Below are 23302 nucleotides of genomic sequence, written 5' to 3'. Positions count from 1 at the left end.
TGTAAAGTGTGGGCAACCGCTATAAGGTTTCTTGCCGATAGCCGATAGCCGATAGCCGATAGCCAATACGATATGGAAATAAATACAGACAACCGAAAGTCCTGGCTCGGTCCTTATTTTTCTGTTAAAAGTTTCCTTTTTTTCTTAAAAGTCTTGCTTTGTTGTTCCCTCACGTTCCGGGCTGAGGCAGAGGATGTGTACAGTCTATTCGGCAAGTTGTTTCTTTCTGGACGTGTCGAGTATGATTTCACAAACAGACGGAACTTCCTTGCAGATACGGAGGAAGAACGCGTTAGACAAGACCGTTTTGATTTTGATCGTCTCTTTCGGCGGGGTTTCCACAGTGTCATGGTGATTGAGGAGACAGCGGGTAGCGTCAAAAATATCCTGAGTCTCGGAGAAGTCCCGACGACCTTCACAAAATTCACCTTTGATCAGATTGACTTAAGCGGTGTCCGTTGGGAGGTCCGCTCGAATCGCACCGATTGGACAATTCTCATGGTCCCTGGATTGCTTAACCGACTGAACGGACAAGAGGGGACAATGGAAGGGTCAGGTATCGGTTTACGTGAGGTTACAAAGTTTGGAAAATCGCAGTTAGGACTCTCTTGGTACTTCCGCGAAACACCCGTATGGGCGGTGGATTTGGAAACCAATTTTACCAACTACGGTATAAAAGCAGAAGTGGCTGTTACACCGAAAAGCGCGTTGCGGAAAAACTTGCGGTCGCGCTTTGATGCGACAACGACCGTTTTCAAAGCCTTCCAAACCGTTGGTGATGCCATCTTTCAGGCAGAAGTGTTTCGCGTCGGCCCACGGTTCGATGCCTCTCGTTCAGTTGGCGATAATGACGATCAAGACCGCTACTCCGATAACACACCGCTTGATCCTCCCTCCCTGATTATCCCCGGAGACCTTGATAAGAATAACAACGGTATCTTCGACTATGAGGATGATATTCTGCTTTTTGATGTTGACGAGGATTTCCTTGATGAGAGCGATCGGAACAACAACGGCATTCGGGACGAAGAGGAGAATGATAAGGATCCGAATTATGAATTCGATGTTGGACTTCAAGGTGTACGGCTTTTCATGAACCGCAAGATCAGTCAGCAGACGAGTGTTGTTGACTTGGATTTGGGGTTTCAAATCGAAGAAAATATCAGACTCAGAAATACGCCAACTTCAACGAAAGCGTTCGCTAATCTCGTTTATCAAAAAGAACTCCCACACGCCTCTTCGCTCGTTTTTGAGAATGAGCTGAAGTTGGTGAAAGATCGAATCCCTGACGAAACGTGGTATTACGCTGGATTTTTAAGTAGGCAAGACGAACACCTCTATCGATCACAGCCGGAAGTCTGGGAGATGGAAGAAGATGGTGATGTTCAGTTCTTTGGTGTTGATGGCGGGACTGAAGTCGAAAAACGACGCAAGGATCCGCTGCTGATGCAGAACGACCTGATTAACACTGCCAAAATCACTTGGGAATACTTAGGAATTGACCGGATGGTCACCACAGCTCGCGCTAAAGTTCAGTACGACTACGACTTTGATAAAGACAACCAGCATTACGAAGTGGGTATCTTCAAAACCTTGTACCGTATGCGTCCTACCAAGTCGCTTGAGATTAGCCCAATGTTCAAGTACACTGTCCGTAATGGCTTCCGAATGGCGGAGGACCGGTTGGAATACCTTTCCCTAACTGGAGAGATTGACGGTGAGGAGGTCTCCCGTCGCCTCCGACTACGCCAAATTGAACGCGCAAATGTCCGCGATATGGCACCCGCACTTATCCTCAAGGTTGTCTACCAGTTTACGAAAACCATCAAGCTAACCGGTGGGGGGCAAATTCTCTTGTTCAATGATATGCGTGAGAACGATAACGATTTTGTCCGTCAAGCCTTGTTGGCTGAAATGGAGAAGAGTTTTGTCGCTTACGAAAAGCGGATGTTTCTGCATATCGGTGCGCGGTACATAGATCAACGGGCAATCGGTGATGTTAACGACCAGAATTACATGGAAATTTTTGTGCGTGTCTTTGGGAGATTCTAAAAAGGGGAAATACATATCCCAAGGAAGTTACAAACTATGTTTGTCCCAGTTGTAGATAAGAATCAAAAGCCATTGATGCCTACACGTCCTTCCAGGGCAGCGAAGCGAATAAAATCAGGCAAGGCAACACCGTTTTGGAGCAACGGCGTATTCTGTGTAAGACTCAACAGAGAACCTTCAAAACGATGTAATCAAGAGATTGCTGTGGGTGTAGACCCTGGCAGCAAAAAAGAGGGCTTTACCGTCAAATCGGCATCACATACCTATTTCAATGCGCAGGCAGATGCCCATAACAAGGTGTGCCAGAAAGTTGAAAAGCGTCGCGAACTAAGTCCGTTCTTTGCGATTTTACTTGCGCTCAACTGCCTGGTTTTTGCTGCACACACAGAGGAGGAAATTATGCGTAATCAAGGAACCGCCAAGGCGTTGATTGTAGATATGGTGCATGCAGCGGGTAGCGATTTAGAGATCAATGTCAATCCATTGTCGGATAGCCAGAAAAGGTCCAGATTCCCTGGAGCAAACGAAGTGATTCAAGAGTGGATTAAGGAGAACGGGGAATCGATCATCAATACTCGCGGTGGTCCATTTGAACCCACCGACCAATACGTCACAACCTACAAGGATGGCAGAATCTACGTTCATGTGCTTTCTTGGGCTGGAAAGAACAATATCACGCTTCCAGCAATCACCGATCGGGTGGTGAAGAACGCTTGGATTCTGGGAAATCCCACGGTAGACGGCACTTTGTGGGGAATCGTGCGACAACATCCGTGGGGACTTTTGATCGTGGTTCCAGAGGAATACCAAAACGGTATTGATGACATCGTCGTTCTTGATATTGAGGGAGATCCCGCTACGCTTAAGAAACCGCGGTTGGTTGAAGCAGATCCTTCGTCGGTTATCTATCTTTTTGGGGACAGTGCCAAGACAGATGCCGGTCTTGCGCACTTGCAGGCACAGGACTGGATTGAGGGTTGGAACAAACCATCCGCTTCACTCTCATGGAAGGTGAAATTCCAGGGGTCTTCTGATTATGAAATTGCGCTAACTTATACTGCCGATGCCGATGCAATAGGTTCGGCGTTCGAGATTATCACAAGACACGGCAAAATTACTTGGATAGTCCGCCAAACAACCGGATGGGCAGGGGATTCGCAGAATTTTGAAAGGATACCGCTTCAGGAGACATTGCACATTCCCGAAGGTGAAAGTACAATTACGCTGCGCCTCATCGGAAAGGCAAACTCTGTAGAAAACATAAAAGTCCATTCGCTTGAGCTGATTTCACCCTCGGCAGCAAAAGCAACGATTGCTTCAAGGAAGAAGGCTCAAGAAATACGAGCGAATACCGATTGGTTCGTCGAGGCGAAATATGGCGTAATGTTCCACTGGTCAACAACGACGCAGCCGTTGCGGGGTTCACAAAAATCCTATCCAGAAGCGGTGAACGCTTTTGACATCGATACTTTCGCCGATATGGTGCGTGAAACTGGGGCAGGCTACGTTATTTTCACTTCTGTCCACGGAGTTATGCATTTCCCTGCTCCGTTGAAATCGATCGAAGCGGTTATGCCGGAACGCACGTGTAGACGCGATCTAATTGGAGAGATGGCTGACAAACTGCAAGAACATGATATACCCCTTATTCTTTATTTCCATCATGGCGTTGGGGATACAGGGTGGATGAAAGCCGCTGGGTTTTTACGTCAAGACAAGTCAGGGTTCTTCAAAATTGAGCGTGACATTCTTACCGAGATCGGTATTCGCTATGGTAAAAAAATTGCGGGGTACTGGTTCGACGATCGGTATCCGCTTCAGCCGTTTGAAGAGTTGTATGAGGCGACCAAGGTTGGCAATCCCGAACGCATTGTCGCTTGGAACAGTTGGATTCTCCCCAAAACGACTGAATTTCAAGAGTACTATGCGGGTGAGTTTGGCGGTGCGCTCGTGAATCCACCAGCAAGTTTCTTTGCAGAGGGTGGCAGTGCAGGCGGACTACAACCGCACGGCTTGATTTTTCTCGATGACCCTTGGCAGCACGGATATCCAGATACCGATATTGCTGCACCCCTGTTTGCTACTCAGCGGCTTATTGATTATGTGCAGACCTGTATTGCCCAGAAGTTGGTAATTACAATGAACATGGGGATTACCCAGGATGGAAAAGTCTCATCTGCAACACTTGAACAGATGAGAATCTTACGACAAGCGATCCGAGGGGAATAGTTATTGAAAGAACAATTCTCGGTACGGATTTCTGCGAAATCCTTTCCGTTATCAGATATTGGTTAAAGACGCGAGCGTAACGAAGTGGTTTCTGTTACCACACAACTCTTGTTCAACAATCAATAACTGGCAACTTGAACGAAGATAGTCTTTCCGCTACGATTCCTCCGATGCTACTGACGCGTTCTGTTGCGCACGCAAGGCTTCGAGTTCGGTGCGGAAAGTTGGCATGTCATTGATTCTCACCGCGCCAATAACGTTAATGACGGAGTCGTAGGCGATTGCCCCCGCCCCCCCGACAAACAGGGCAACATCTGCTTGAATTCCGCGTCGAATTTTCCGTAATTCATTTGCCATAAGGGGGTCATCTGTCGGGTAAACGATGCTCAACCCGATCGCCTTTGCCCCATTTTGCACTGCACACCCTACAATCTCTTCAGCTGGTAGGTTGGGACCGAGGTAGGTGACTCGCCACCCGTGCGACGCTGCAGTTGTTCCGGCAATTAAGGCACCGATTTCGTGGAGTTGACCCCGTGGCGTCGCGACCACTAAATTTGGCATTGCGGCGGATACATCAGATCCTTGAGAGATGCTGCCCAACAGTGTTCGGACAACTGCAGTGGCAAGATGTTCGTGTGCGATCCGTAACGTTCCTGCTTTCCATTGTTCACCAATTTTCTGCATCAGCGGTGTGATCAACTTTTCAAGGAAAACAGGTTGGCTAAATGCGACTGATGCGGCGAAGAGTGTTGATTCGAGTGCTTGCATCTCAAATCTTTTAATCGCTGCGATGCACGAAGCGATGTAAAAATGAAGGGATGTTTCCTGTGAGACATCCTCTTTTGCGATTGCAGCGGACTGCACAACCGTCCCACCCGTTCCAATGAGTTCCAGAAGTTCTTCGGTCGATAGATTTGCTATTCGTCCAATACTATGTCCTGCCTGAGTCGCGAGACGAAGCAACGTGAGTCGCGAGATATCCGCATCGGAATAGAGACGACGATTCGTTTCGGTTCGCAGCGGTGTGACGACGTTGTATCGCTTTTCCCATGCCCGAATGATAAGTTGTGTTAATCCTGTCTGAATAGCAACGGTTTTAATACCGTGTTTATGTTGATCCGTCATCAGTCCTTTCCTTTTTTCTTTTTTTTCTTGTTATCTTACGATTTAGTATAACATTGGTATATGTTATTTGTCTATAATTTTGTCTAAATTTTAAAATTAAGACGGAGGAGAAATCTTAATTTCCTTTCGATCTGGTTATCTGTGGTGGGTATTCGTTGCGTCATCTTGTGCTATTGCCCTACATAATTTTATACAAAATTTGATTTATGATAAAATTGTATAAATTTTTTCTTGACATAATATAGACAATATGTAATAATAGTGTACATAGAGATTTACGCCCTAATTTAACTTGAGAAATTATACCGATACGAAGGAAATGAATATCAATGATACAAGAGCATGTCATACTCGTAGACCATACGGGCAGAGAAATCGGCACCCAAGAAAAGCTACAAGCACATCGTGAGGGTAAATTACACAGTGCATTTTCGATTTTTATCTTTAACGCCGTAGGCGAATTATTGCTACAGAGACGCGCACTAACAAAATATCACTCTGGGGGATTATGGACGAATACTTGCTGTAGCCACCCACGTCCCGGTGAAAGTTATTATAACGCGGCGAAACGTCGACTCAATGAGGAAATGGGTTTTAACTGTGAATTAACTGGACTTTTTAGTTTTATTTATCACACCCAACTCGATAATAGTCTATTTGAACACGAATTGGACCATGTCTTTGCTGGATACTATAACGGTCAACCTACTCCAAATCCGAATGAAGTTGACGATTGGAAATGGATGAACATAAGCGCGTTGAAACAGGATGTTCAAGAAAGTCCTGAAAATTACACTTACTGGTTCAAACTAACGCTGGATCGTGTTGTTGAACAGTCCCAAAAAATCGGTTTTTCTAATGAAATATAACCAATTTGCGCATATAAGTCTGATATTAATACTGCCTTTTTTCGTATGGTTTAGTAGTATTGCATCTCACGGATCGGTGGAAGAGACGCTGAGGGGCGCGCGAGAACAATTCTATACCGCGATTGAAGACGAAAAGCAGGTTGCGCCGACAATTGCGTTGTTTAAGCAAATTGCGAAAGTCGAACCGGAGTACGTTGGGCGCGCAAAGGTCTATATCGGCGCACTCGTTGCCCTCAAAGGCAAACACGCATTTCTCCCGCATACCAAACTCAAGTGGGCAAAGCGCGGTTTAGCAATTATGGATAGCGGTTTGCAGAAGAGTCCAAACGACATTGAAGCCCTATTTATCCACGGAACGACTTGTTATCATCTTCCATTTTTCTTCCGACGTGCGGACGATGCCCAACGCGATTTCAAAAAAATTATCAAATTGATGCCACAGCAGATAGATGCCTACGATCCGAAGTTAATCACAAATGTCTTTGTGTTCCTACTTGAAAATGCGAAGTTGACTGATAGCGAAAAAATATATCTCCAAACACTTTTTAGCGGTCAGTAACGCTTGCGTCTTTGCTAACTGCTGACACCTGAAAGCGCAGCGACCTGACTGCTGAGAGTGAAGCGCAGCAGAACGCCCTGAAAATGAAGTTTGAATATCTTCTATTTAACCTTGCTGTTGTTGTAGGGCCTGTCGTGTCCCAGTTCAGTCGCCAAATTAAAAGCGTTTCACGGTGGCGATTGAAATTACTCGTAAGTGTAATTGTAATGATTCCTTATGTGATATGGGACGCGCTTGTCGCGGGCTCGCATTGGCAGTTCAACACGGCATATACACTCGATTTTCGGTTGTTCGGTTTGCCAATTGAGGAATGGCTCTTCTTCATCACAGTTCCATTTGGATGTTTGTTAGTGTGGGAGACCTTACCCCAATTGGATAGATGGTTAGCACGATTGAAGTCGCTTCGGCACATTAGAAACGTTTTATACGCTACACTACCTGTCGGTATATGGGTTTTCAGCACAGGTAAACAGTATACAGGATTGGTGTTATGCTGTTTTGGACTTGTTGGATTGGTAGATATGCTGTTAAGAACCGACCTACTTCTGCGTCCGAAAACTTATCTCTATCTTGCAATTGTCGCGGGTTTGATTTTGGTATTCAACGGCTATCTCACGGCGCGCCCGGTTGTTATATATGGTGAGGCGTATCAGATGGGGTACCGGATTTGGACGATTCCAATTGAGGATTTCGGATACGGATTCACACTGATGCTTTTTAACACAATGCTCTACGAGAAACTAAAGAATGGAAAATAAGAGAGTAGCAGTTATTGGGGGTGGACTTGGTGCGCTAAGTGGTGCAATGCGTCTGGCACGGCTTGGATTTTCTGTGCAATTATTCGAGAAGAATCCGAAAATCGGTGGAAAGGTGAACGAGGTCGTTTTGGAGGGCTACCGATTTGATACTGGCGCGTCCTTGCTAACAATGCCTTTTGTTATTGACGAGTTGTTCGATTTTGCTGGGTTCAATCGGTCAGATTATCTTGATTTTGTGTCAATTGACCCGATATGCCGATACTTCTTCTCAGATGGTTCAGTGATGGATGCGAGTGCCGATAAGGCGAAGATGAGAACCGCTATCCAGCAGCTATCACCTGATGATGTGGAGTCGTATGAGCGTTTCTTGAAATATGCGGAACGGATTCATACTTTAACATCTGAAATCTTTATGTTTACACCGATCCATGAGTTCAAAAAACTCATGAAACCTCGACATTTTCAGACATTGTTGAGGCTTCATCAAATTGATCCGTTTCGGACCGTCCACCAGAGCGTGTCCGGTTTTTTTTCAGATCCGCGACTTGTTCAACTCTTTGACCGCTACGCGACTTACAACGGCTCAGATCCGTTTCAGGCACCTGCGACGCTTAACATAATTCCGTATATTGAGTATGAGTTGGGTGGGTATTATGTCAAAGGGGGGATATATCGTCTCGTTGATGCTTTGTTGGCAGTCGCGCGCGAGTTAGGTGTTCAGGTTCATACATCGGCAAAAGTTGAAAAAATCTGTCAGGAACGCAAACGGGTCAGTGGTGTGCAGGTTAATGGCAAAAAGATTGAGGCGGATTACGTACTCTGCGGTACGGACGCAGTTGTAGCATATAACGAATTGATTGACGGACATCAGAAACGTCGCGAAAGATTGAATCGGTTGGAACCTTCGTTATCAGGGATGGTATTCCTGTGGGGTGTTCGTGCCAAGCACCCGAAGTTAGCGCACCACAACATTATCTTCTCCAGCGACTACGATGCGGAGTTCAAGCAGATTTTCAAACACCGACAAGTACCGAATGAACCGACTATCTATATCGCTATAACAAGTAAAGCGGATGCTGAACACGCACCAGCTGATGGCGAGAATTGGTTCGTATTGTTGAACATGCCATATCTCACATTTGGACAGATATGGGAGAAGGAGACGGTTCGGATGCGATCGGTTGTTTTGGACACGTTAAAACAACTCGGTTTTGACATCGCCGATCAAATTGAAGTGGAGCAGATCTACACACCGGAAGATTTTTCTCAACTGTATGCGAGCAATCAGGGGAGCATCTACGGCATATCGTCGAATAGCAAAACCACAGCATTCAAACGGATACCAAATCGGAGTCGGACGCTTGATGGACTCTATTTCGCTGGTGGTTCGGTGCATCCGGGTGGTGGAATTCCGTTGGTGATATTGTCTGGAAAAATGGCAGCAACGTTGATTGCAGAGGATCAGGAAAAGTTATGAAGTGTGGCTAAACTTTGTGGTGGGGTTGGGAGCTATGAAGCAGAAAATCGTCATCATCGGTTCAGGATTTGGCGGTCTCGCAGCAGCGATTCGACTGCAGGCTGAGGGTATGCAGGTCACGGTTCTGGAGAAGAACGCGAAAGTTGGTGGCCATGCCTATCAGCTGGTTCGGGACGGATACACTTTCGACATGGGCCCCTCAATTATCACGGCACCTGACCTGATTCAGCGTGTGTTTGCATGCGCGGGTATGCGGATGGAAGATTATCTTGATTTGGTGAAACTTGATCCGTTTTATCGCATCTATTTCCATGACGGTTCATCGCTTGACTATACGGATGACGGCGAAGAGATGAAACGGCAGATGGCACGGTTTAATAAGGAGGATGCTGACAACTATGACCAGTTCATGGCGCACACCCGTCAACTCTACGATGCTGTCATTACGGATGGGCTTGGATCGACTCCCTTTGACTTACCGACAATGATCGGTTTTCTGCCACGTGCCTTACGACTTCAGGCGTTGATGCCAGCATACAACTTCGTTAAAAAATATTTTGACGACCCGCGTCTCCGTTTCACTTTCTCATTTCATCCACTGTTTATAGGGGGCAATCCGTTTCGGGCTCCCTCGGTTTACCTAATGATTCCGTACCTTGAAAAAACTGGCGGTGTCTGGTTCTGCAAGGGAGGCATGTATAACCTTGTTCAGACACTGGAAAATGTGTTCATAGAACTCGGCGGTATCGTTGAAACCGATGCAGAGGTTGAACAGATTGCCGTTGAAAAGCGAGAAGCGAAAGGGGTTATGGCAAAAGGGAGATTTTACGAAGCGGATGCTGTAATTTCCAATGCCGATCTGGTGCACACATACAGCGAACTTATTAAACCGAAACATCGTAGAAGATGGTCTGACAAGAAACTCAGAAGAACCCAATATTCAATGAGTGCGTTTCTACTCTACCTCGGTGTGAATAAAAAGTATCCGCAACTGAAGCATCATACGCTCATTCTTTCTAAGAGATACAAGGGACTGATAGACGACATTTTTGACAATAAAATCCTACCGGACGATTTTTCGATGTATTTACATATTCCGTCACAGACCGATCCGACAATGGCACCCGAAGGTTGTGAGAGTATGTATGTTCTAATTCCTGTGCCGAATTTGGAGAGCGGTATCAACTGGGAGAAGATAAAGAGAGCGTATACAGACAGCATATTGACTTTCTTGGAGAACGATTTTGGACTGACAGATCTAAAGCGTTCGATTGAGGTGCTCGAAACCTTTACGCCTTCAGATTTCAAAAAACTACGGAACAATCATCTCGGCAGTGCATGGGGGGTTGAGCCGAAACTAACACAAACGGCGTATTTTCGACCACATAACCGAAGTGAAGATATACAAAAACTATATTTCGTTGGGGCGAGTACGCATCCCGGAGCTGGCGTACCAGGCGTACTACTAACAGCGGAAACGACGGTAAAATTGGTCCTTAAGGATTTGGTGGAGTAACCGGTGTTTCGTTTTTAAACATCGGATGGGAGGAATATCATGAAATTGTGGAAACCAGCAGACAGAGATCGCGCTGCATTTGAGCATGCTCGCAGGATAACTGCCTATTACTCAAAAAGTTTTTATTTTTCTGCACGAATGCTGCCGAGTGAGCAACGTTGGGCAACATACGCCTTGTACGGATTCTGCCGACACTGCGATAATTTGATTGATACCCCGCGTCGACGAACTAAGACAGATCTTCTCAGGGAGATTCAATTTGTGGCAGAAGAATTACGGATTGCCTATGATACAGGTGAGTCCGAACACCCCGTTATTCGTGCCTTTATTCTTGTGGCGAAATCTTATGGAATTCCTATTGCCTATCCGCTTGATCTGCTCAAAGGTGTTGCTATGGATATCCAGCGGATGCGGTACAAAACGTTTGATGACCTGTCTCTTTTCTGCTATCGGGCTGCGGCTGTTGTTGGCTTGATGATGACGCATATTCTTGGTTATAAGGACGATCGGGCGTTTGACTACGCCAAGCAACTCGGTATTGCCATGCAGCTGACCAATATTCTGAGGGATGTTAAAGAGGATAAAGGGATGGGACGCATCTATCTACCGCAGAGGGAGTTGGTGCAATTCGGTGTGTCAGAACAGGACATCTTAGAAGAGAGAATGACACCTCGATTAAAAACACTCATAAAATTTCAAGTCGAACGCGCGGATCACTATTATGCTGAGGCAATGCCGGGGATTTCCCTGCTCAATACGGATTCGCAGTATGCGATTTATTCGGCTGCTAAAATTTACCGCGGTATCTTAAGAAAAATCGAAGCCCACGATTACAACCCGTTTTTAGGTCGAGTTTTTGTGCCATCAGTTGAAAAAATTGGAATTTTGCTACACGAAGGACTTCGCACAAAGCTCCTATCGGCGCAGGAAAAACTATTCCCAGCTCACTCTGGAATAATAAATAAATGATTCGGGCACAACACCGCTTTTGGGCGGATTTTATCTTTCAACCGTATCTAAAATGGTTATTCAAACGGCATTTTCACGCAATCCAACTCTTGGGGGATCTGCCAGAAATTCCGAAGCATTTGCCGTTGCTATTGCTGCCGAATCACAGTACATGGTGGGATGGGTTCTTTGTTTATCTGCTCAATAAACGAATTTTTCGACGAACTGCCTATTTGATGATGCTTGAGGAGCAATTATCTAAGTACAAGTTTTTTACGAAGATTGGGGCTTATTCGATTGCGCCGAAGCATCGGCAAGGTATCGTTGAATCGCTGGAATATACCGTTGAATTATTGAAACGAGGGACCCCGCTTATCTCTATTTTTCCGCAGGGCGAATTATTACCATGGCACACGCGTCCACTCGGCTATAAACGCGGTGTTGAATGGATTTTAAGGGCATACGGAAAACCGGTGGCTATTCTACCCTTGGCAATTCGCACTGAACTCCTCGGTGAGAAACGTCCAGAAGTGTTATTTTTATTTGGGGATGTCAATGTCTTTGACTCGGACACATTTCTCGGAGTGGATTGGCTTGAGGAGACTGAAACTGCCTTGTTAGATGATCTCGCGCTGCGGATGCTTCGTCAGGAAAAGGGACGGAATCTGCTACCTTGAAAGGTCGGCGTTGCTTTGTTTACTCTCATAGTTATTTCGATAGTTTTGTTGGCGGTTATTTTGGCAGTCGCTTTGTTTAATGCTGTGACTGCACCGATGCTGAAAAAATCCGTCAGCCTCCAGAACCGTCCGCGCGTCTCGGTGCTGATTCCCGCTCGGAACGAGGAAGCCAATATCGGTGCGTGTATTGAAGGGTTTTTGGCACAGCAGTACGACAATTTTGAGATTCACGTTCTTGATGACCAATCGACCGATCGCACGGGTGAAATCATTGAAGCGTTCGCGACGCGGCATTCTAAAGTTCGAGCAATGCGCGGTGCATCCCTGCCATCGGGCTGGATGGGCAAAAATTGGGCGTGCCATCAATTAAGTCAGCATGCCGATGGAGAGATACTCATCTTCACCGATGCGGATAACCGTCCTGCCCCGAACGCGATTGTGAATACCGTCGCCTATATGCAGAAGTTTGGACTTGGATTATTATCGGCGTTTCCAGAGAAAGTAACTGGAGGTTTGGCGGAAAATCTCGTAGTGCCGGTGGTTGATATGTTTGTTTATGCTGGGCTTCCGTTGTGGCTTACGTATTTCAGTCGTTTTCCGTCGCTGGCAGCTGCGAGTGGTCTCTGGATTGCCTTTACTCGCGATGCATATCAACAGATTGGTGGGCATCAAGCGGTATCCAGTCAAATTGTTGAGGACGTTGAGTTAAGTCGCTTGGCAAAAAAGAAGGGCATCAAAATCTTGACTTCGGCTGGCACTCGCGTGGTGTTTTGTCGAATGTATCATTCGTTTGGCGAAGTGTGGAACGGGTTTTCCAAAAACCTTTTTGGATTGGTGCGCTACAAGACAATCCCGTTTTTTGTGCTAACGCTTGCGCTGTTTACAATGTGTGTTTTGCCCTATATCACTGTTTGGTTCGCTTCGCTTACGAAACTATCGCTCATTGCTATCTCTATGAATATTACGATGCGTGCTGTACTGGCGTTGAAATATAGGCACCCATTCTTTACAAGCGTAGTTTTGCATCCGATGGGTGTTTTATTCACGTTGCTAATAGGGATTAATTCATTCTATCAAGTTAAACGCGGTCGCTTGCAATGGAAAGGACGGCGGATTGACATGCAGGTAAATAGGTAAGTGAACAAGCAAAAAATAGGTGTACTTTATCTGCTTTTAGGTGCGGGCGGGTTGTGGCATCTGCTCGGTGTTTTTCAAGGAGCCATGCGAGTTCTTGCTTCGCCGATGATGTTTGGTTTGGGGATCTGGCTCTTTTGGGAGTGTTGGCAGGTATATCCACCACGGAAAAGACGGCAACTTGTTCTCTGGAGCATCATCGTTATTGTAGGGAGTGTCGGAGTTGAATGGCTCGGTGTTCGGACAGGGAAGATTTTCGGAGCGTATACCTACGGGCAAGCACTACGTCCCTCAATTGATGGTGTGCCGATCTCTATCGGGTGTGCTTGGTTTGTAATGCTTGTTGCTTCAGTTGCCGTCGTCCAAAAAATCGCACCAAAATCCGTAATTAAAAGTACAATCAAGTTGGCAATGTGTGTAGCGGTGTTGATGGTCTGTTTTGATCTGTTTATGGAACCTGCAGCGGGGATATTAGACTATTGGGTATGGGTGGACAACCGTATTCCGCTGCAGAACTATCTGGCGTGGTTCGGATTGAGTTTCGTCTTTGCGACGATTGGTATAAAAGTTGGTTTGTTTTTTCAACCGCCGTTGCCTCGAATTGCGTTTCATTTCTATTTCGCACAACTCATCTATTTCGGACTGGTGGATTTGAAAAGCCTATGAAAACGACAAACAAGGGTTTATTCATTGCGCTAATGATTATGGGTCTGTGGGGATTGAGTCTCTCAGTTTTGCTGTCACTCGATCTCGCTCGGATTAACATTGCGTTGGTCCCTTTGGGTGTCCTTTGCCAGACGTTTCTCTATACCGGTCTTTTCATTACAGCACACGATGCAATGCACGGTGCGGTTTGCCAAACGCGCCCACGGGTCAATAATACAATCGGGACAATCGCTGTCAGGTTATATGCCCTGTTTTCATATCGCAAATTATTAGCGAAACATTGGGCACACCACCGAGCACCGGCGAGTGAAACGGATCCAGATTTTCACGATGGGGGGCATAGCGGTTTCTTAATGTGGTATCTTCGTTTTATGAAGGAATACCTCAGTTGGAGACAGATGGTCGGTATGGCGATTGTCTTTCAGATTCTGGAATACGTTCTGGGAATCCCGACACTCAATCTGATACTGTTCTGGGTTTCTCCAGCACTGCTTAGCACGCTGCAGCTATTTTATTTTGGCACGTATCTACCACATCGCAGACCAGAAGATGGCTACGACAACCCACACCGAGCGCGAAGCAATGCGTATTCGACATTCTGGTCTTTTATCACCTGTTATCACTTCGGCTACCACTGGGAACACCATGAATATCCGTCCGTTCCGTGGTGGCATCTACCAGAGGTCCGCAAGAACACCTAACCCTTTTGCTTCTGCCGCTGCGAGTACCGCTGCACCTGCCACTGCATCTTGCACCGCCACCCCTACAGATTTGAAGAACGTGATTTCGTCATCTGACTGCCGCCCAGATTTGTCGCCGTTAACGATTTCACCGATTTCAGCATCAATTTCGGCATTTGGAATAATCAGATCACCCGCTTCCTCTAAGCAGGCTTCCCGCGAATCAACCACAATCCGATCTGCTCGCCTTATTGTTGTGGTATCAACTTCCCGTTTTTCTGGGACGAATGTGCCGACGGCTGTGATGTGTGTGCCAAGTTGTAAAGCACTTCCGTCAAAAAGAGGGGTTGCTGAGGTCGTCGCACATAGGACAATATCAGCATTTTCTATGACCTGTTGTGGCGTAGATACGAGATTGACTTCGGGAGCATCTGTCCACTCGGAAATCTCGGTAGCGAGTTGTTGTGCGGAGGTTTGTGTGCGACTGATAAGGTTGACACAGGTGATGTCTCTGACTGCTCTCACCGCCTGTAACTGTGCTCTTGCCTGTACACCGGCTCCAAAGAGTCCAACTGTTTTTGCATCTTGCCGAGCAAGCAAATCTGCCGCCACGCCGCCACCGGCACCTGTGCGGATGGCAGTGAGACTGGCACCGTCTATGAAGGCTTTTGGGACTCCTGTGGCTGGATCGAGGACTAAGACTGTCGCGGTGATACGAGGTAACTTGAGGTTAGGATTATCGTCATAGACTGAGACAACTTTGATTCCGAAGTCTCTATGTTCTGGGAGGTAGGCGGACATTATAAGCGTAACGCCTTTGTCGGTGGAGATGTGTTGCCGTGGTGGTGCGATGGCTTTGCCTGCCGAAAGTTGACCGTAGGCATAACACATTGCATCAATCGCTTGGGACATCGGTAGAGCATCTCGGACATCGGCAGCGGAGAGAATTCTGATAGGCATGCAATTACTCCACGCGAACTAACGCTTCACCTAACACATCCATATTTGGAGTGATCCCCAAACCCGGTTGCGTTGCGGCTGCCATTCTGCCGTTGACACGTTGCGGCGCGCCTGCTGCTGTACTGACGGTAACGTAACTGTTGAAATCGGTTGCCGTGAAAAGGAATTCTGGGGGGGTGCTGTGGGCAAGATGCGCAATCGCTGCGGTTGTAATATCACCACCCCAACTATCTTCAATCGTCATTGCAATTCCGAGTTCAACGCAGAGGTCTCTGGCGAGTTTCGCTTTAGTCAGTCCGCCGAATTTACTTATCTTAATATTGACGACATCCATCGCACGGTCGGCATTCCCCCGTAACAGGGTTTCGATGCTGTCAATCGTCTCATCAAGGACGAAGGGGTGATCTGTGCGCTGACGGACGGCAAGACATTCTTGATATGAGAGGCAGGGTTGTTCGATATAAACATCCACATCGCGGACACCTCGGACGACGCGTGCTGCTTGGTGCATCAGCCATCCGGTATTCGCATCGGCGATAAGCACATCTCCCGGCTCCATCAATTCAGCAACCGCTCGGATACGTTCAATATCGATGTTCGGATCGCCGCCGACTTTCAACTGGAATTTGCGATAGCCTTCCGCCCGATAGGTTGCAACCTTCGCTGCCATCTCGTCGGGAGATTGTTGTGAGATCGCACGATAGAGCATGAAATCTTCTCCATACCTTCCACCGAGAAGTGTGCAAACGGATTGGTTTGAAACCTTGCCAAGGATATCCCAGCATGCGATGTCGATTGCGGATTTCACATACGGGTGTCCCTTGAGAGCGATGTCCATGCGTTGGTTGAGCGGAAATAGTTGGGTCGGGTCTTCGCCGATGAGATGTGGGGCAAGTTCAACGATGCCGGTGCGGGTGCCTGCTGCATAAGCGGGAAGATAAAACGGTCCCAGTGGGCAGACCTCGCCGTAACCCGTAATGCCTTCATCCGTCTCAATTGAGACAATGGTGCTGTCGAAGACGGATACAGATTTCCCACCCGACCAGTTATAGCTGCCTTCATGAAGCGGGAGATCGACTTGATAAGCGTTAATAGAACGAATTTTCATGTTTTTAGTTATGCGTCACGCGTGAAATGAGGCGGGTAGTCACTTAACGGTTTTACTTAAGTCTTCCGGTATTTCAAATACCACACCATCCTTCTTTTTTTCGTAAAAAATGATTTTTACCTCTATCGATTCCGCTAAAGTTGACATTGAATCATAAGTATTGGGCTTGATAGAATACGCTTCTTCCCCTACGAATCCATCTATGCCCTGAGATTCTTCATGAGGTTCTGCCAAACGGTAGTCGCAACCTCTTATTTCCGACAACCTTTTCAGGATTGCCTCCTGAAATCTAAGTCCTGCGAACGTCTTGACCAGAATGAGATCTTCTACCCATGATTTAACCAAGGTTCGGTCAATTTTTTGGACAGCCGCATTAAAGTTTTCTATCATTGAAATTATTCTATCTGTTGCCTCATCAATTGCATCGGGATGTCGCTCTTGATACCACGTAACCCATTCTTCAAAGGTTTGTCCCAGGAATTCCTGAATCAGTTCGCTCAATTGTCCCACGTGTCTCGGTCGTGTTGCTTGAGAATTCTGGTTTGCAACATTCATTAATTGGGTCGTGTACTTCGGAAATTCGGAAGCAGGGGCGTTCACATACTCCTGAATTTCAGCATTTTTGAGTTTGATTTTCATAGATACTTATTTGGCAATGTGAAGTTACTGTGTGTCCAACATGCTGGGTTGAAAGAGTTTTGTGGACGACTTCATTTTCTGCCTGCCCAAAGTTTCCGAGGGGCGTTCAAAATTCCAAGCTTGCGGTTTCTTTGAATATGTGACTTCAAAGATATTATCTTTGCTTGTTCGGATTTCTTTGAGACTGTTCAGAAAAATAAACTGCTCTTGGCTCGTCACCACCGGGCAGCCGTAGTACTTATTTGTATATTTTGTCATTCCCGCGTTTCGGATCCTATTTTCGACAAACGCCAAGTGTCTTTGCAACCTGTCGGACAAATAATCGTTTGAAAACTCGATAATGTGATGCACAATCGGACAAATAATCTGTTGAAAACTCTCGTCGATTTCAACACCGATGCTATTGCGTCCTGATGTCATTGCAGCAGCAGTCGTAGTTCCTGTACCCAAAAATGGATCAAGTATCACATCATCTTTTGCGGAATACATATTGATGAGTCGATAAGCCAGATCAAATGGAAATGCTGCGCTCCTCAATCGTGACACTGCATTCGGAAGCTTCTGATCTGTTCCCTTAATATCCATCCAAACATCTGAATACCAAATATTCCGTTCTTCCCAGAACAAGGCACTTTCGCGTCTGTTTTCTTTTTCGGATTCTGTTTTAAACTCTCTTTTGGAACCTTTTCTGAGGATTAAGATATACTCGTGTTCAAGTGTCACATAAGCACCCGCAGGGAGCATACCGGAGCCCATAAATTTATTGGGGGTATTCGCCTGTTTGCGCCAGAGGATGTCAGGGAGTGCTGAGAACCCGATAGTTAGGAGATAATTCAGAATTCTGGCATGGTTGGGATATAAACAGAAGTCATCTCGGATTTTTCTTGTTGCATCGCCTATATTGATGCAAGCAAATCTGCCATTCTTTAAGACTCTAAACATTTCATTCCATACAGAATCAAGGATCTGGTGCATTAATTCATAAGCCTGCTTACCGTCACCGCGTATAAGGGCATTTTGAATCTCCGAATTTTGGGCACTGAATATATCGTCCCACATCTCAATCATGGGATACGGTGGGGAGGTAACGACCAAATCAACGCTTTCTGAAGGGAGTACTTTTAAATCTTGTGCGTTTTGAAAAAGGATCTGATGGGTGGTTTTCATAGATAGTCTCATGTGTGAAAGAATATAAAATTATCGGGAAAAAGACTATTGTTGATGCTATAATAATTCGAAAAAAATAATAGCATGTTCGATGAAAGCTGTCAAGAAAAATTGGTTTGATGAGGAACACATTTTGAGATCACTAATCACTACTCTAATAGGATTCGCGACAGCGGCACTGCTATGGATTTACTTTAAACCTCCCTTCGGAAAGAATATTGTTCGCCTAAATACAGACGAACGCGTGGTTGCACTTACCTTTGACGATGGCCCGAATCCACCCTATACGGATCGGCTGCTTGATATCCTCGCCGAGCATAACGTCAAAGCCACCTTCTTTATGATTGGAAATCGGATTGAAAAATATCCTGAAACACTCCAGCGTGCTATCGCTGAAGGGCACCAAATTGGAAATCATTCCTACAGTCACCCCGTGCTCGGTTTCTGCCCACCTGCCTATATCCAGCGAGAAATCGAACGGACAGACGACCTGCTTCGTCAAGCCGGTGTTACAGATGAACTTGTAATCCGAGCACCGATATTAACAAGATTCCTGCCAGTGGCGTGGGTACTTGCGAAAGGTAATCGAGCGCACATCAGTTGCAATGTCTGGAGTTGGGATTGGACGACCCAGAATCCCGACAAAATCACTGAGACCGTATTAAAGAAAACAAAACCGGGTTCAATTATCGTCCTGCACGATGGAAAAGCGGAAAATAAGGATGCAGATCGTTCGGGGACGGTCGAAGCGACAGACCAGATTATCACTCGACTTAAACAGGACGGATACAGGTTTGTACGATTGTCGGATGTCGGTAATCAGTGATCAATCTGCTGCCTCTACAGAAATTTTTGCGTGAAAGGCGTTTATGCACGGTTCGTCTCTCACCCAAGCTCCAATAACACCTAACTTAAATAATTGACCTTTGTTGAAGCGATGCTTAATTTGACGGGTGTCCCCGGGTTCACCCCATACCCAAGTAATCTTGTCTTTAGGTAATGTTTCTTCTGTGGGAAGTTCTTTATCACCATCAAGCAGAAAGAACGCCGCTTCACCATCTTCTCTACCGATTTCAACGTCAATGGTGAGTGTGCCGCCGTTTCCAAAAGCTGTGGTATCAATCATGACAACAGTCCAGTCCTGATGCCCCACAATCGGTATCCGAAAAGTGCCCAACACTGTTCCCGATGGCTGCTCACGGCTTAGTACAATATTGCCTAACCCGGGCTGTTTTCCTCCCAAGGCTTCCTTGAGAAATGCGAGATAATGCACATGCTTCGGGAGTCCCTCACGCTCACTGTCTTCGCGGAGATTATTGACCATTTGTCTACCCATTAGTTCAAACGTTGACGATATAACCAAGCAATCTACCGGCGAGCCTTTTTTGGATCCGGTTTCCCAGCCTTTAATAATCGCTTGTGCTAACGGGTGCGATGTGTCAAAGCTCTTCCCCTCGCGTTCGCGTCTTTTGGCAATCGGTTCCCGCAAACTCTGGATACGTCCTAATTCACAATTGGGTACCCATGTATTGACAAAATTTTCGTTTAAAAATTCAATAACTTCGTCTTTTGAGAGGACACCTGCCCTCAAGCCTTTGCCACTCCCTCAGCAGGATTCGTCAAGGAGCGGTCCATCTATTGAGATGGCATGAATCGGTTTCTGTTCTGCGGGTGCCGTCTCCAACGCTTCTTTGAGCGATACCCAGTTAATTTGCTGTGATTTGTAGAAGCAGCGCGTTAATTGGTGCTCCACTTCCTCTTGCCTAATGGATTCAGCGAATTTAGCGTTTTGCAGGATATCTTCTGTTCCAGCATGGAGCTCCATTTGCGGGCAGAAGCCGATATCCATAATATGCCCCTCCGCGTCTGGATCCTTCTTCCACCAAGTGTCAAAGTTTACGGTCCCGTTAGGAACAGACATCTGAAAAAAGGCAACCGATCTTTTAATTCTATCAATAACAAGATGCCCCGTAAACTGGGAAGGCGTGAACCAACCATCTTTTAGGGCAAATTGCGCGTGGATGCGGAACACAATGTCAGCGAATTCATCGCCGTGGGCGCGGAGGCATGCCCATAGTCCTTGAGATTCGGTTTTATGGTGATGCAGATCCCAGCGCATACCCAGAGATGGACTCGGATGAAGTTGCTTCATCAATTCCAGAGGACCAGCGTGCTCAATCTCCCAAGGTGTCCCGACAGAAACGGCTTCCTTAGGGAGGAAGTCGCAGAAGATTGAGTGGGGATACTGTTTTTCTGGTTCAGCGACGCGTAGGTTTGCTAATGTATCCCAGTCTACATGAAAGTTGTATTGTGTATATTCAATCGGCGCGATGAAGGCTTTGACGTTGATTTTTGCGTTACCGTTGAGATTAAGTGTGATTTTGTTGTCGAAAGTTTTCATGTTACCCATCCTGCGTCGTTCTGGGAATAATATCGTGAACACCGCCTTCGCGAATACTTGCTGAAGAGACTAACACGAATCTCGCTTTTTGACGGAATTCCGGTAGGGATATCGCCCCGCAATTACACATAAGCGATCGGATCTTTGCGAGAGTCGTTTTCAAATTATCGTTCATCTTTCCTGCATAAGGGACATAAGCATCAGCACCCTCCTCGAACAGTAATTCTGGACCGCCGCCCTCATGGTAGCGTTGCCAATTAGAGGCTCGCTTTGTGCCTTCACCCCAATATTCTTTCACTGTATTCATACCCAATTTTCTTATCTTACTTGGGCTTTCGTCGAACCTCGCAAAGTATCTGCCCATCATCACGAAATCCGCACCCATCGCAAGTGCCAAACCAATATGATAATCTTGGAATATACCACCATCTGAGCAAATTGGCACGTAAACACCGGTTTCTTTCAGGTACTGATCCCTTTGCCGAGCGACTTCAATGAGGGCAGTTGCTTGCCCACGACCGATTCCTTTCTGTTCCCTTGTTATACAAATAGCACCTCCACCGATACCTACTTTTATAAAATCAGCACCGGCTTCTACCAGATACGTAAATGCATCTCCGTGAACGACATTTCCGCCACCCACTTTCACAGTCCCATTGTACGTATTTTTAATAAATTGGATCGTGTCTGATTGCCACTCTGTATACCCTTCAGAAGAATCAACACACATAATATCAACACCTGCTGCGACCAGTGCTGGTACTCTCTCTTTATAATCTCTGGTATTAATTCCGGCACCAACAACAAGTCTTTTCTGGAAATCTACGGATTCAAGCGGGTTTTTCTTATGGTCATCGTAATCCTTCCTAAAGACCAAATGTACCAGTTTACGATTTTCATCAACAATCGGCAGACAATTTATCTTGTGTTTCCAAATGAGGTCGTTGGCAGCTTCAATCGTAATTCCCTTTTGACCCACAATTAGTTCGGGAAACGGCGTCATGAATTCGCTTACGTTAGCCTCTAAATCCACGCGACTCAATCTATAATCCTTATCCGTTATAAGTCCAAGGAGTTCACCTGAAGACGAGCCATCGTGGGTTATAGCAATCGTCGAGTGCCCTGTTTCTTCAGTAAGTTTCACAACATCTTCTATAGTACTATCACACTTTAAATTTGAGTCGCTGACAACGAAACCTGCTTTGTGATTTTTAACCGTCCGGACCATCGCCACCTGCTCTTCAATACTTTGGGACCCATAAATAAAGGATATCCCACCCTGTCTTGCCAAGGCAATTGCCAGATTGTGATCCGAAACGGCTTGCATGATTGCAGAAGCAAAGGGAATATTTACTTCCAGAGAGGGTTGTTGCCCCACTTTAAACTTCACCAGAGGGGTTCTCAGGATAACATTTTCAGGGATACAATCCTTCGTCGTTAAGTTGGGTAAAAGCAAATATTCGCTGAAAGTCCGGCTTGCTTCACAAAAAAAGTGAGCCATTATTCATCCCTCCTGTTAACACATAATTACGCCAATTTGGAAACGATAGCGCACAACTCCGAGATTTCATCAATAGCAATACCTTGCCAATTTTCTACTTCTGGTCGGTGTGGGTCATAGACATCCGTTAGATCGGCACGCTTTAGTATGGGTAGCATTCCTGCCGCCGCTGCCCCCTTCAATTCTTCGCCGCTTCCATCTCCGACATAGAGACACTCCTGCGGTTTGACCTTCAACCGTTCATACGCTATCTTATAGATGCGACGTGAAGGCTTTTTGACTCGTTCTTCGCAGGAGAAAACAGGGGCATCAATGTATTGGGCTAACGGAGATTCTGGAAAAAACCGCGGAACAGCGGCGTTACAGTTGGTGATAAGCCCTATATGTAATCCGTTAAGTTTTAGCAGATTCAGTGCTTCCGAAACCTCAAACTTGAGAATAATAGAATTCCTTGTGAATTCGTCCTGTAGAAAAACGGTCTGTTCAATTTGTGTCCTATCTGCTTTAGCACCTAAACGCCGACATACCTCAACAATATTCTCTTCAGCGGAGAGATTACCTAATGACCTGTCCTTAATGGTTTCTCCCATAGCTTGCCAGAACTTTGGATACGGTACACCGAGAATTTTTGCCATCTGTTCTTGGACTCGGTCGTATGCTTGGCTGCTGAAATTGTCAACCAATGTGCCATACAGGTCGAATATGATGGCTTTGTAAGGCATTTTGCTCCTTATGATGCAGAGACTGTAAATACACAAAACCGGATTTCCCTTCTTAATAGAGTAGGACTTACGCAGCGTTAAATTTGAGTGAGGGTGATTTGAGTTGCTGGCAGA

The 23302-nt window shown here is 46.2% G+C and carries 22 protein-coding genes; 13 read left to right on the top strand and 9 right to left on the bottom strand.

All coding sequences use genetic code 11. From position 1 onward, the window contains the following. The first annotated feature begins 195 nt into the window (after window positions 1-195). Window positions 196-2052 (top strand): hypothetical protein, encoded by a 1857-nt coding sequence (locus tag OXN25_04825; GenBank protein MDE0424174.1) that lies wholly within the window; start codon window positions 196-198, stop codon window positions 2050-2052. Between the two features lie 36 nt (window positions 2053-2088). Beyond that, entirely contained in the window at window positions 2089-4281 is a 2193-nt protein-coding gene (locus tag OXN25_04820) for an RRXRR domain-containing protein (GenBank protein MDE0424173.1), read from the top strand. Between the two features lie 156 nt (window positions 4282-4437). On the opposite strand, the gene OXN25_04815 is transcribed toward OXN25_04820, so the two are convergent. Beyond that, on the bottom strand, window positions 4438-5406 hold the full coding sequence (locus OXN25_04815) for a MerR family transcriptional regulator (protein ID MDE0424172.1): 969 nt from the start codon (window positions 5404-5406) through the stop codon (window positions 4438-4440). 329 nt (window positions 5407-5735) lie between these two features. On the opposite strand from OXN25_04815, the gene idi reads away from it, so the two are divergent. The 10 genes from idi (at window position 5736) to OXN25_04765 (ending at window position 14711) form a co-directional block, all read left to right on the top strand. After that, window positions 5736-6275, top strand: a complete 540-nt coding sequence (gene idi / locus OXN25_04810) for an isopentenyl-diphosphate Delta-isomerase (GenBank protein ID MDE0424171.1) — start codon at window positions 5736-5738, stop codon at window positions 6273-6275. Then, window positions 6265-6834, top strand: coding sequence for a hypothetical protein (locus tag OXN25_04805; protein ID MDE0424170.1), 570 nt, complete (start codon window positions 6265-6267; stop codon window positions 6832-6834). The genes idi and OXN25_04805 overlap by 11 nt, the downstream gene beginning before the upstream one ends. 83 nt (window positions 6835-6917) lie before the next feature. Next, window positions 6918-7592: a lycopene cyclase domain-containing protein gene (locus tag OXN25_04800; protein ID MDE0424169.1), complete on the top strand. Its 675-nt coding sequence runs from the start codon at window positions 6918-6920 to the stop codon at window positions 7590-7592. Next, window positions 7582-9069 (top strand): phytoene desaturase family protein, encoded by a 1488-nt coding sequence (crtI, locus tag OXN25_04795; protein ID MDE0424168.1) that lies wholly within the window; start codon window positions 7582-7584, stop codon window positions 9067-9069. The genes OXN25_04800 and crtI (OXN25_04795) overlap by 11 nt, the downstream gene beginning before the upstream one ends. 34 nt (window positions 9070-9103) lie before the next feature. Beyond that, complete coding sequence (gene crtI, locus OXN25_04790; protein MDE0424167.1) at window positions 9104-10585, top strand: phytoene desaturase family protein; 1482 nt, start codon at window positions 9104-9106, stop codon at window positions 10583-10585. A gap of 39 nt (window positions 10586-10624) precedes the next feature. Next, the gene (locus OXN25_04785) at window positions 10625-11554 is read left to right on the top strand and encodes a phytoene/squalene synthase family protein (GenBank protein MDE0424166.1); all 930 of its coding nucleotides are present in this window, start codon (window positions 10625-10627) and stop codon (window positions 11552-11554) included. After that, window positions 11551-12210: a lysophospholipid acyltransferase family protein gene (locus OXN25_04780; GenBank protein ID MDE0424165.1), complete on the top strand. Its 660-nt coding sequence runs from the start codon at window positions 11551-11553 to the stop codon at window positions 12208-12210. Before OXN25_04785 ends, OXN25_04780 begins: the two co-directional genes overlap by 4 nt. A 60-nt stretch (window positions 12211-12270) precedes the next feature. Then, the gene (locus OXN25_04775) at window positions 12271-13347 is read left to right on the top strand and encodes a glycosyltransferase (GenBank protein ID MDE0424164.1); all 1077 of its coding nucleotides are present in this window, start codon (window positions 12271-12273) and stop codon (window positions 13345-13347) included. Then, window positions 13348-14010, top strand: coding sequence for a carotenoid biosynthesis protein (locus OXN25_04770; GenBank protein MDE0424163.1), 663 nt, complete (start codon window positions 13348-13350; stop codon window positions 14008-14010). It abuts the gene before it with no gap. Next, a complete protein-coding gene (locus OXN25_04765) occupies window positions 14007-14711 on the top strand; it encodes a fatty acid desaturase (GenBank protein ID MDE0424162.1) in 705 nt (234 codons plus the stop codon). Before OXN25_04770 ends, OXN25_04765 begins: the two co-directional genes overlap by 4 nt. Here OXN25_04765 and OXN25_04760 read toward each other — a convergent pair. The 4 genes from OXN25_04760 to OXN25_04745 are packed head-to-tail and all read right to left on the bottom strand — an operon-like array spanning window position 14685 to window position 18564. After that, window positions 14685-15650: an ornithine cyclodeaminase family protein gene (locus OXN25_04760; protein MDE0424161.1), complete on the bottom strand. Its 966-nt coding sequence runs from the start codon at window positions 15648-15650 to the stop codon at window positions 14685-14687. The genes OXN25_04765 and OXN25_04760 overlap by 27 nt on opposite strands. A gap of 4 nt (window positions 15651-15654) precedes the next feature. Further along, on the bottom strand, window positions 15655-16758 hold the full coding sequence (locus OXN25_04755) for a mandelate racemase/muconate lactonizing enzyme family protein (protein MDE0424160.1): 1104 nt from the start codon (window positions 16756-16758) through the stop codon (window positions 15655-15657). Between the two features lie 39 nt (window positions 16759-16797). Then, window positions 16798-17397: an MjaI family restriction endonuclease gene (locus OXN25_04750; GenBank protein ID MDE0424159.1), complete on the bottom strand. Its 600-nt coding sequence runs from the start codon at window positions 17395-17397 to the stop codon at window positions 16798-16800. Window positions 17398-17421: 24 nt separating this feature from the next. Next, entirely contained in the window at window positions 17422-18564 is a 1143-nt protein-coding gene (locus tag OXN25_04745) for a site-specific DNA-methyltransferase (GenBank protein ID MDE0424158.1), read from the bottom strand. A 133-nt stretch (window positions 18565-18697) separates the two neighbouring features. On the opposite strand from OXN25_04745, the gene OXN25_04740 reads away from it, so the two are divergent. Further along, window positions 18698-19390, top strand: coding sequence for a polysaccharide deacetylase family protein (locus OXN25_04740; protein MDE0424157.1), 693 nt, complete (start codon window positions 18698-18700; stop codon window positions 19388-19390). Here OXN25_04740 and OXN25_04735 read toward each other — a convergent pair whose 3' ends face one another. The 4 genes from OXN25_04735 to OXN25_04720 are packed head-to-tail and all read right to left on the bottom strand — an operon-like array spanning window position 19391 to window position 23188. Then, on the bottom strand, window positions 19391-20155 hold the full coding sequence (locus OXN25_04735; GenBank protein MDE0424156.1) for a hypothetical protein: 765 nt from the start codon (window positions 20153-20155) through the stop codon (window positions 19391-19393). A 15-nt stretch (window positions 20156-20170) separates the two neighbouring features. Next, window positions 20171-20965, bottom strand: coding sequence for a hypothetical protein (locus OXN25_04730; GenBank protein ID MDE0424155.1), 795 nt, complete (start codon window positions 20963-20965; stop codon window positions 20171-20173). A gap of 1 nt (window position 20966) precedes the next feature. Next, complete coding sequence (locus OXN25_04725) at window positions 20967-22466, bottom strand: IMP dehydrogenase (GenBank protein ID MDE0424154.1); 1500 nt, start codon at window positions 22464-22466, stop codon at window positions 20967-20969. A gap of 26 nt (window positions 22467-22492) precedes the next feature. Continuing rightward, window positions 22493-23188 (bottom strand): HAD-IA family hydrolase, encoded by a 696-nt coding sequence (locus OXN25_04720; protein MDE0424153.1) that lies wholly within the window; start codon window positions 23186-23188, stop codon window positions 22493-22495. Window positions 23189-23302: the final 114 nt, after the last annotated feature.

The organism is Candidatus Poribacteria bacterium, assembly GCA_028820845.1.
Lineage (GTDB): Bacteria > Poribacteria > WGA-4E > WGA-4E > WGA-3G > WGA-3G.
This window is presented reverse-complemented; position numbering and strand designations above follow the sequence as displayed.

Coding starts and splice junctions, on each gene's coding strand:
- OXN25_04745 (MDE0424158.1), bottom strand. CDS start 18,564: ATGAAAACCACCCATCAGATCCTTTTTCAAAACGCACAAGATTTAAAA.
- OXN25_04765 (MDE0424162.1), top strand. CDS start 14,007: ATGAAAACGACAAACAAGGGTTTATTCATTGCGCTAATGATTATGGGT.
- crtI (MDE0424167.1), top strand. CDS start 9,104: ATGAAGCAGAAAATCGTCATCATCGGTTCAGGATTTGGCGGTCTCGCA.
- OXN25_04820 (MDE0424173.1), top strand. CDS start 2,089: ATGTTTGTCCCAGTTGTAGATAAGAATCAAAAGCCATTGATGCCTACA.
- OXN25_04750 (MDE0424159.1), bottom strand. CDS start 17,397: ATGAAAATCAAACTCAAAAATGCTGAAATTCAGGAGTATGTGAACGCC.
- OXN25_04805 (MDE0424170.1), top strand. CDS start 6,265: ATGAAATATAACCAATTTGCGCATATAAGTCTGATATTAATACTGCCT.
- OXN25_04720 (MDE0424153.1), bottom strand. CDS start 23,188: ATGCCTTACAAAGCCATCATATTCGACCTGTATGGCACATTGGTTGAC.
- OXN25_04815 (MDE0424172.1), bottom strand. CDS start 5,406: ATGACGGATCAACATAAACACGGTATTAAAACCGTTGCTATTCAGACA.
- crtI (MDE0424168.1), top strand. CDS start 7,582: ATGGAAAATAAGAGAGTAGCAGTTATTGGGGGTGGACTTGGTGCGCTA.
- OXN25_04755 (MDE0424160.1), bottom strand. CDS start 16,758: ATGAAAATTCGTTCTATTAACGCTTATCAAGTCGATCTCCCGCTTCAT.
- OXN25_04785 (MDE0424166.1), top strand. CDS start 10,625: ATGAAATTGTGGAAACCAGCAGACAGAGATCGCGCTGCATTTGAGCAT.
- OXN25_04800 (MDE0424169.1), top strand. CDS start 6,918: ATGAAGTTTGAATATCTTCTATTTAACCTTGCTGTTGTTGTAGGGCCT.
- idi (MDE0424171.1), top strand. CDS start 5,736: ATGATACAAGAGCATGTCATACTCGTAGACCATACGGGCAGAGAAATC.
- OXN25_04730 (MDE0424155.1), bottom strand. CDS start 20,965: ATGAAAACTTTCGACAACAAAATCACACTTAATCTCAACGGTAACGCA.
- OXN25_04725 (MDE0424154.1), bottom strand. CDS start 22,466: ATGGCTCACTTTTTTTGTGAAGCAAGCCGGACTTTCAGCGAATATTTG.
- OXN25_04760 (MDE0424161.1), bottom strand. CDS start 15,650: ATGCCTATCAGAATTCTCTCCGCTGCCGATGTCCGAGATGCTCTACCG.
- OXN25_04780 (MDE0424165.1), top strand. CDS start 11,551: ATGATTCGGGCACAACACCGCTTTTGGGCGGATTTTATCTTTCAACCG.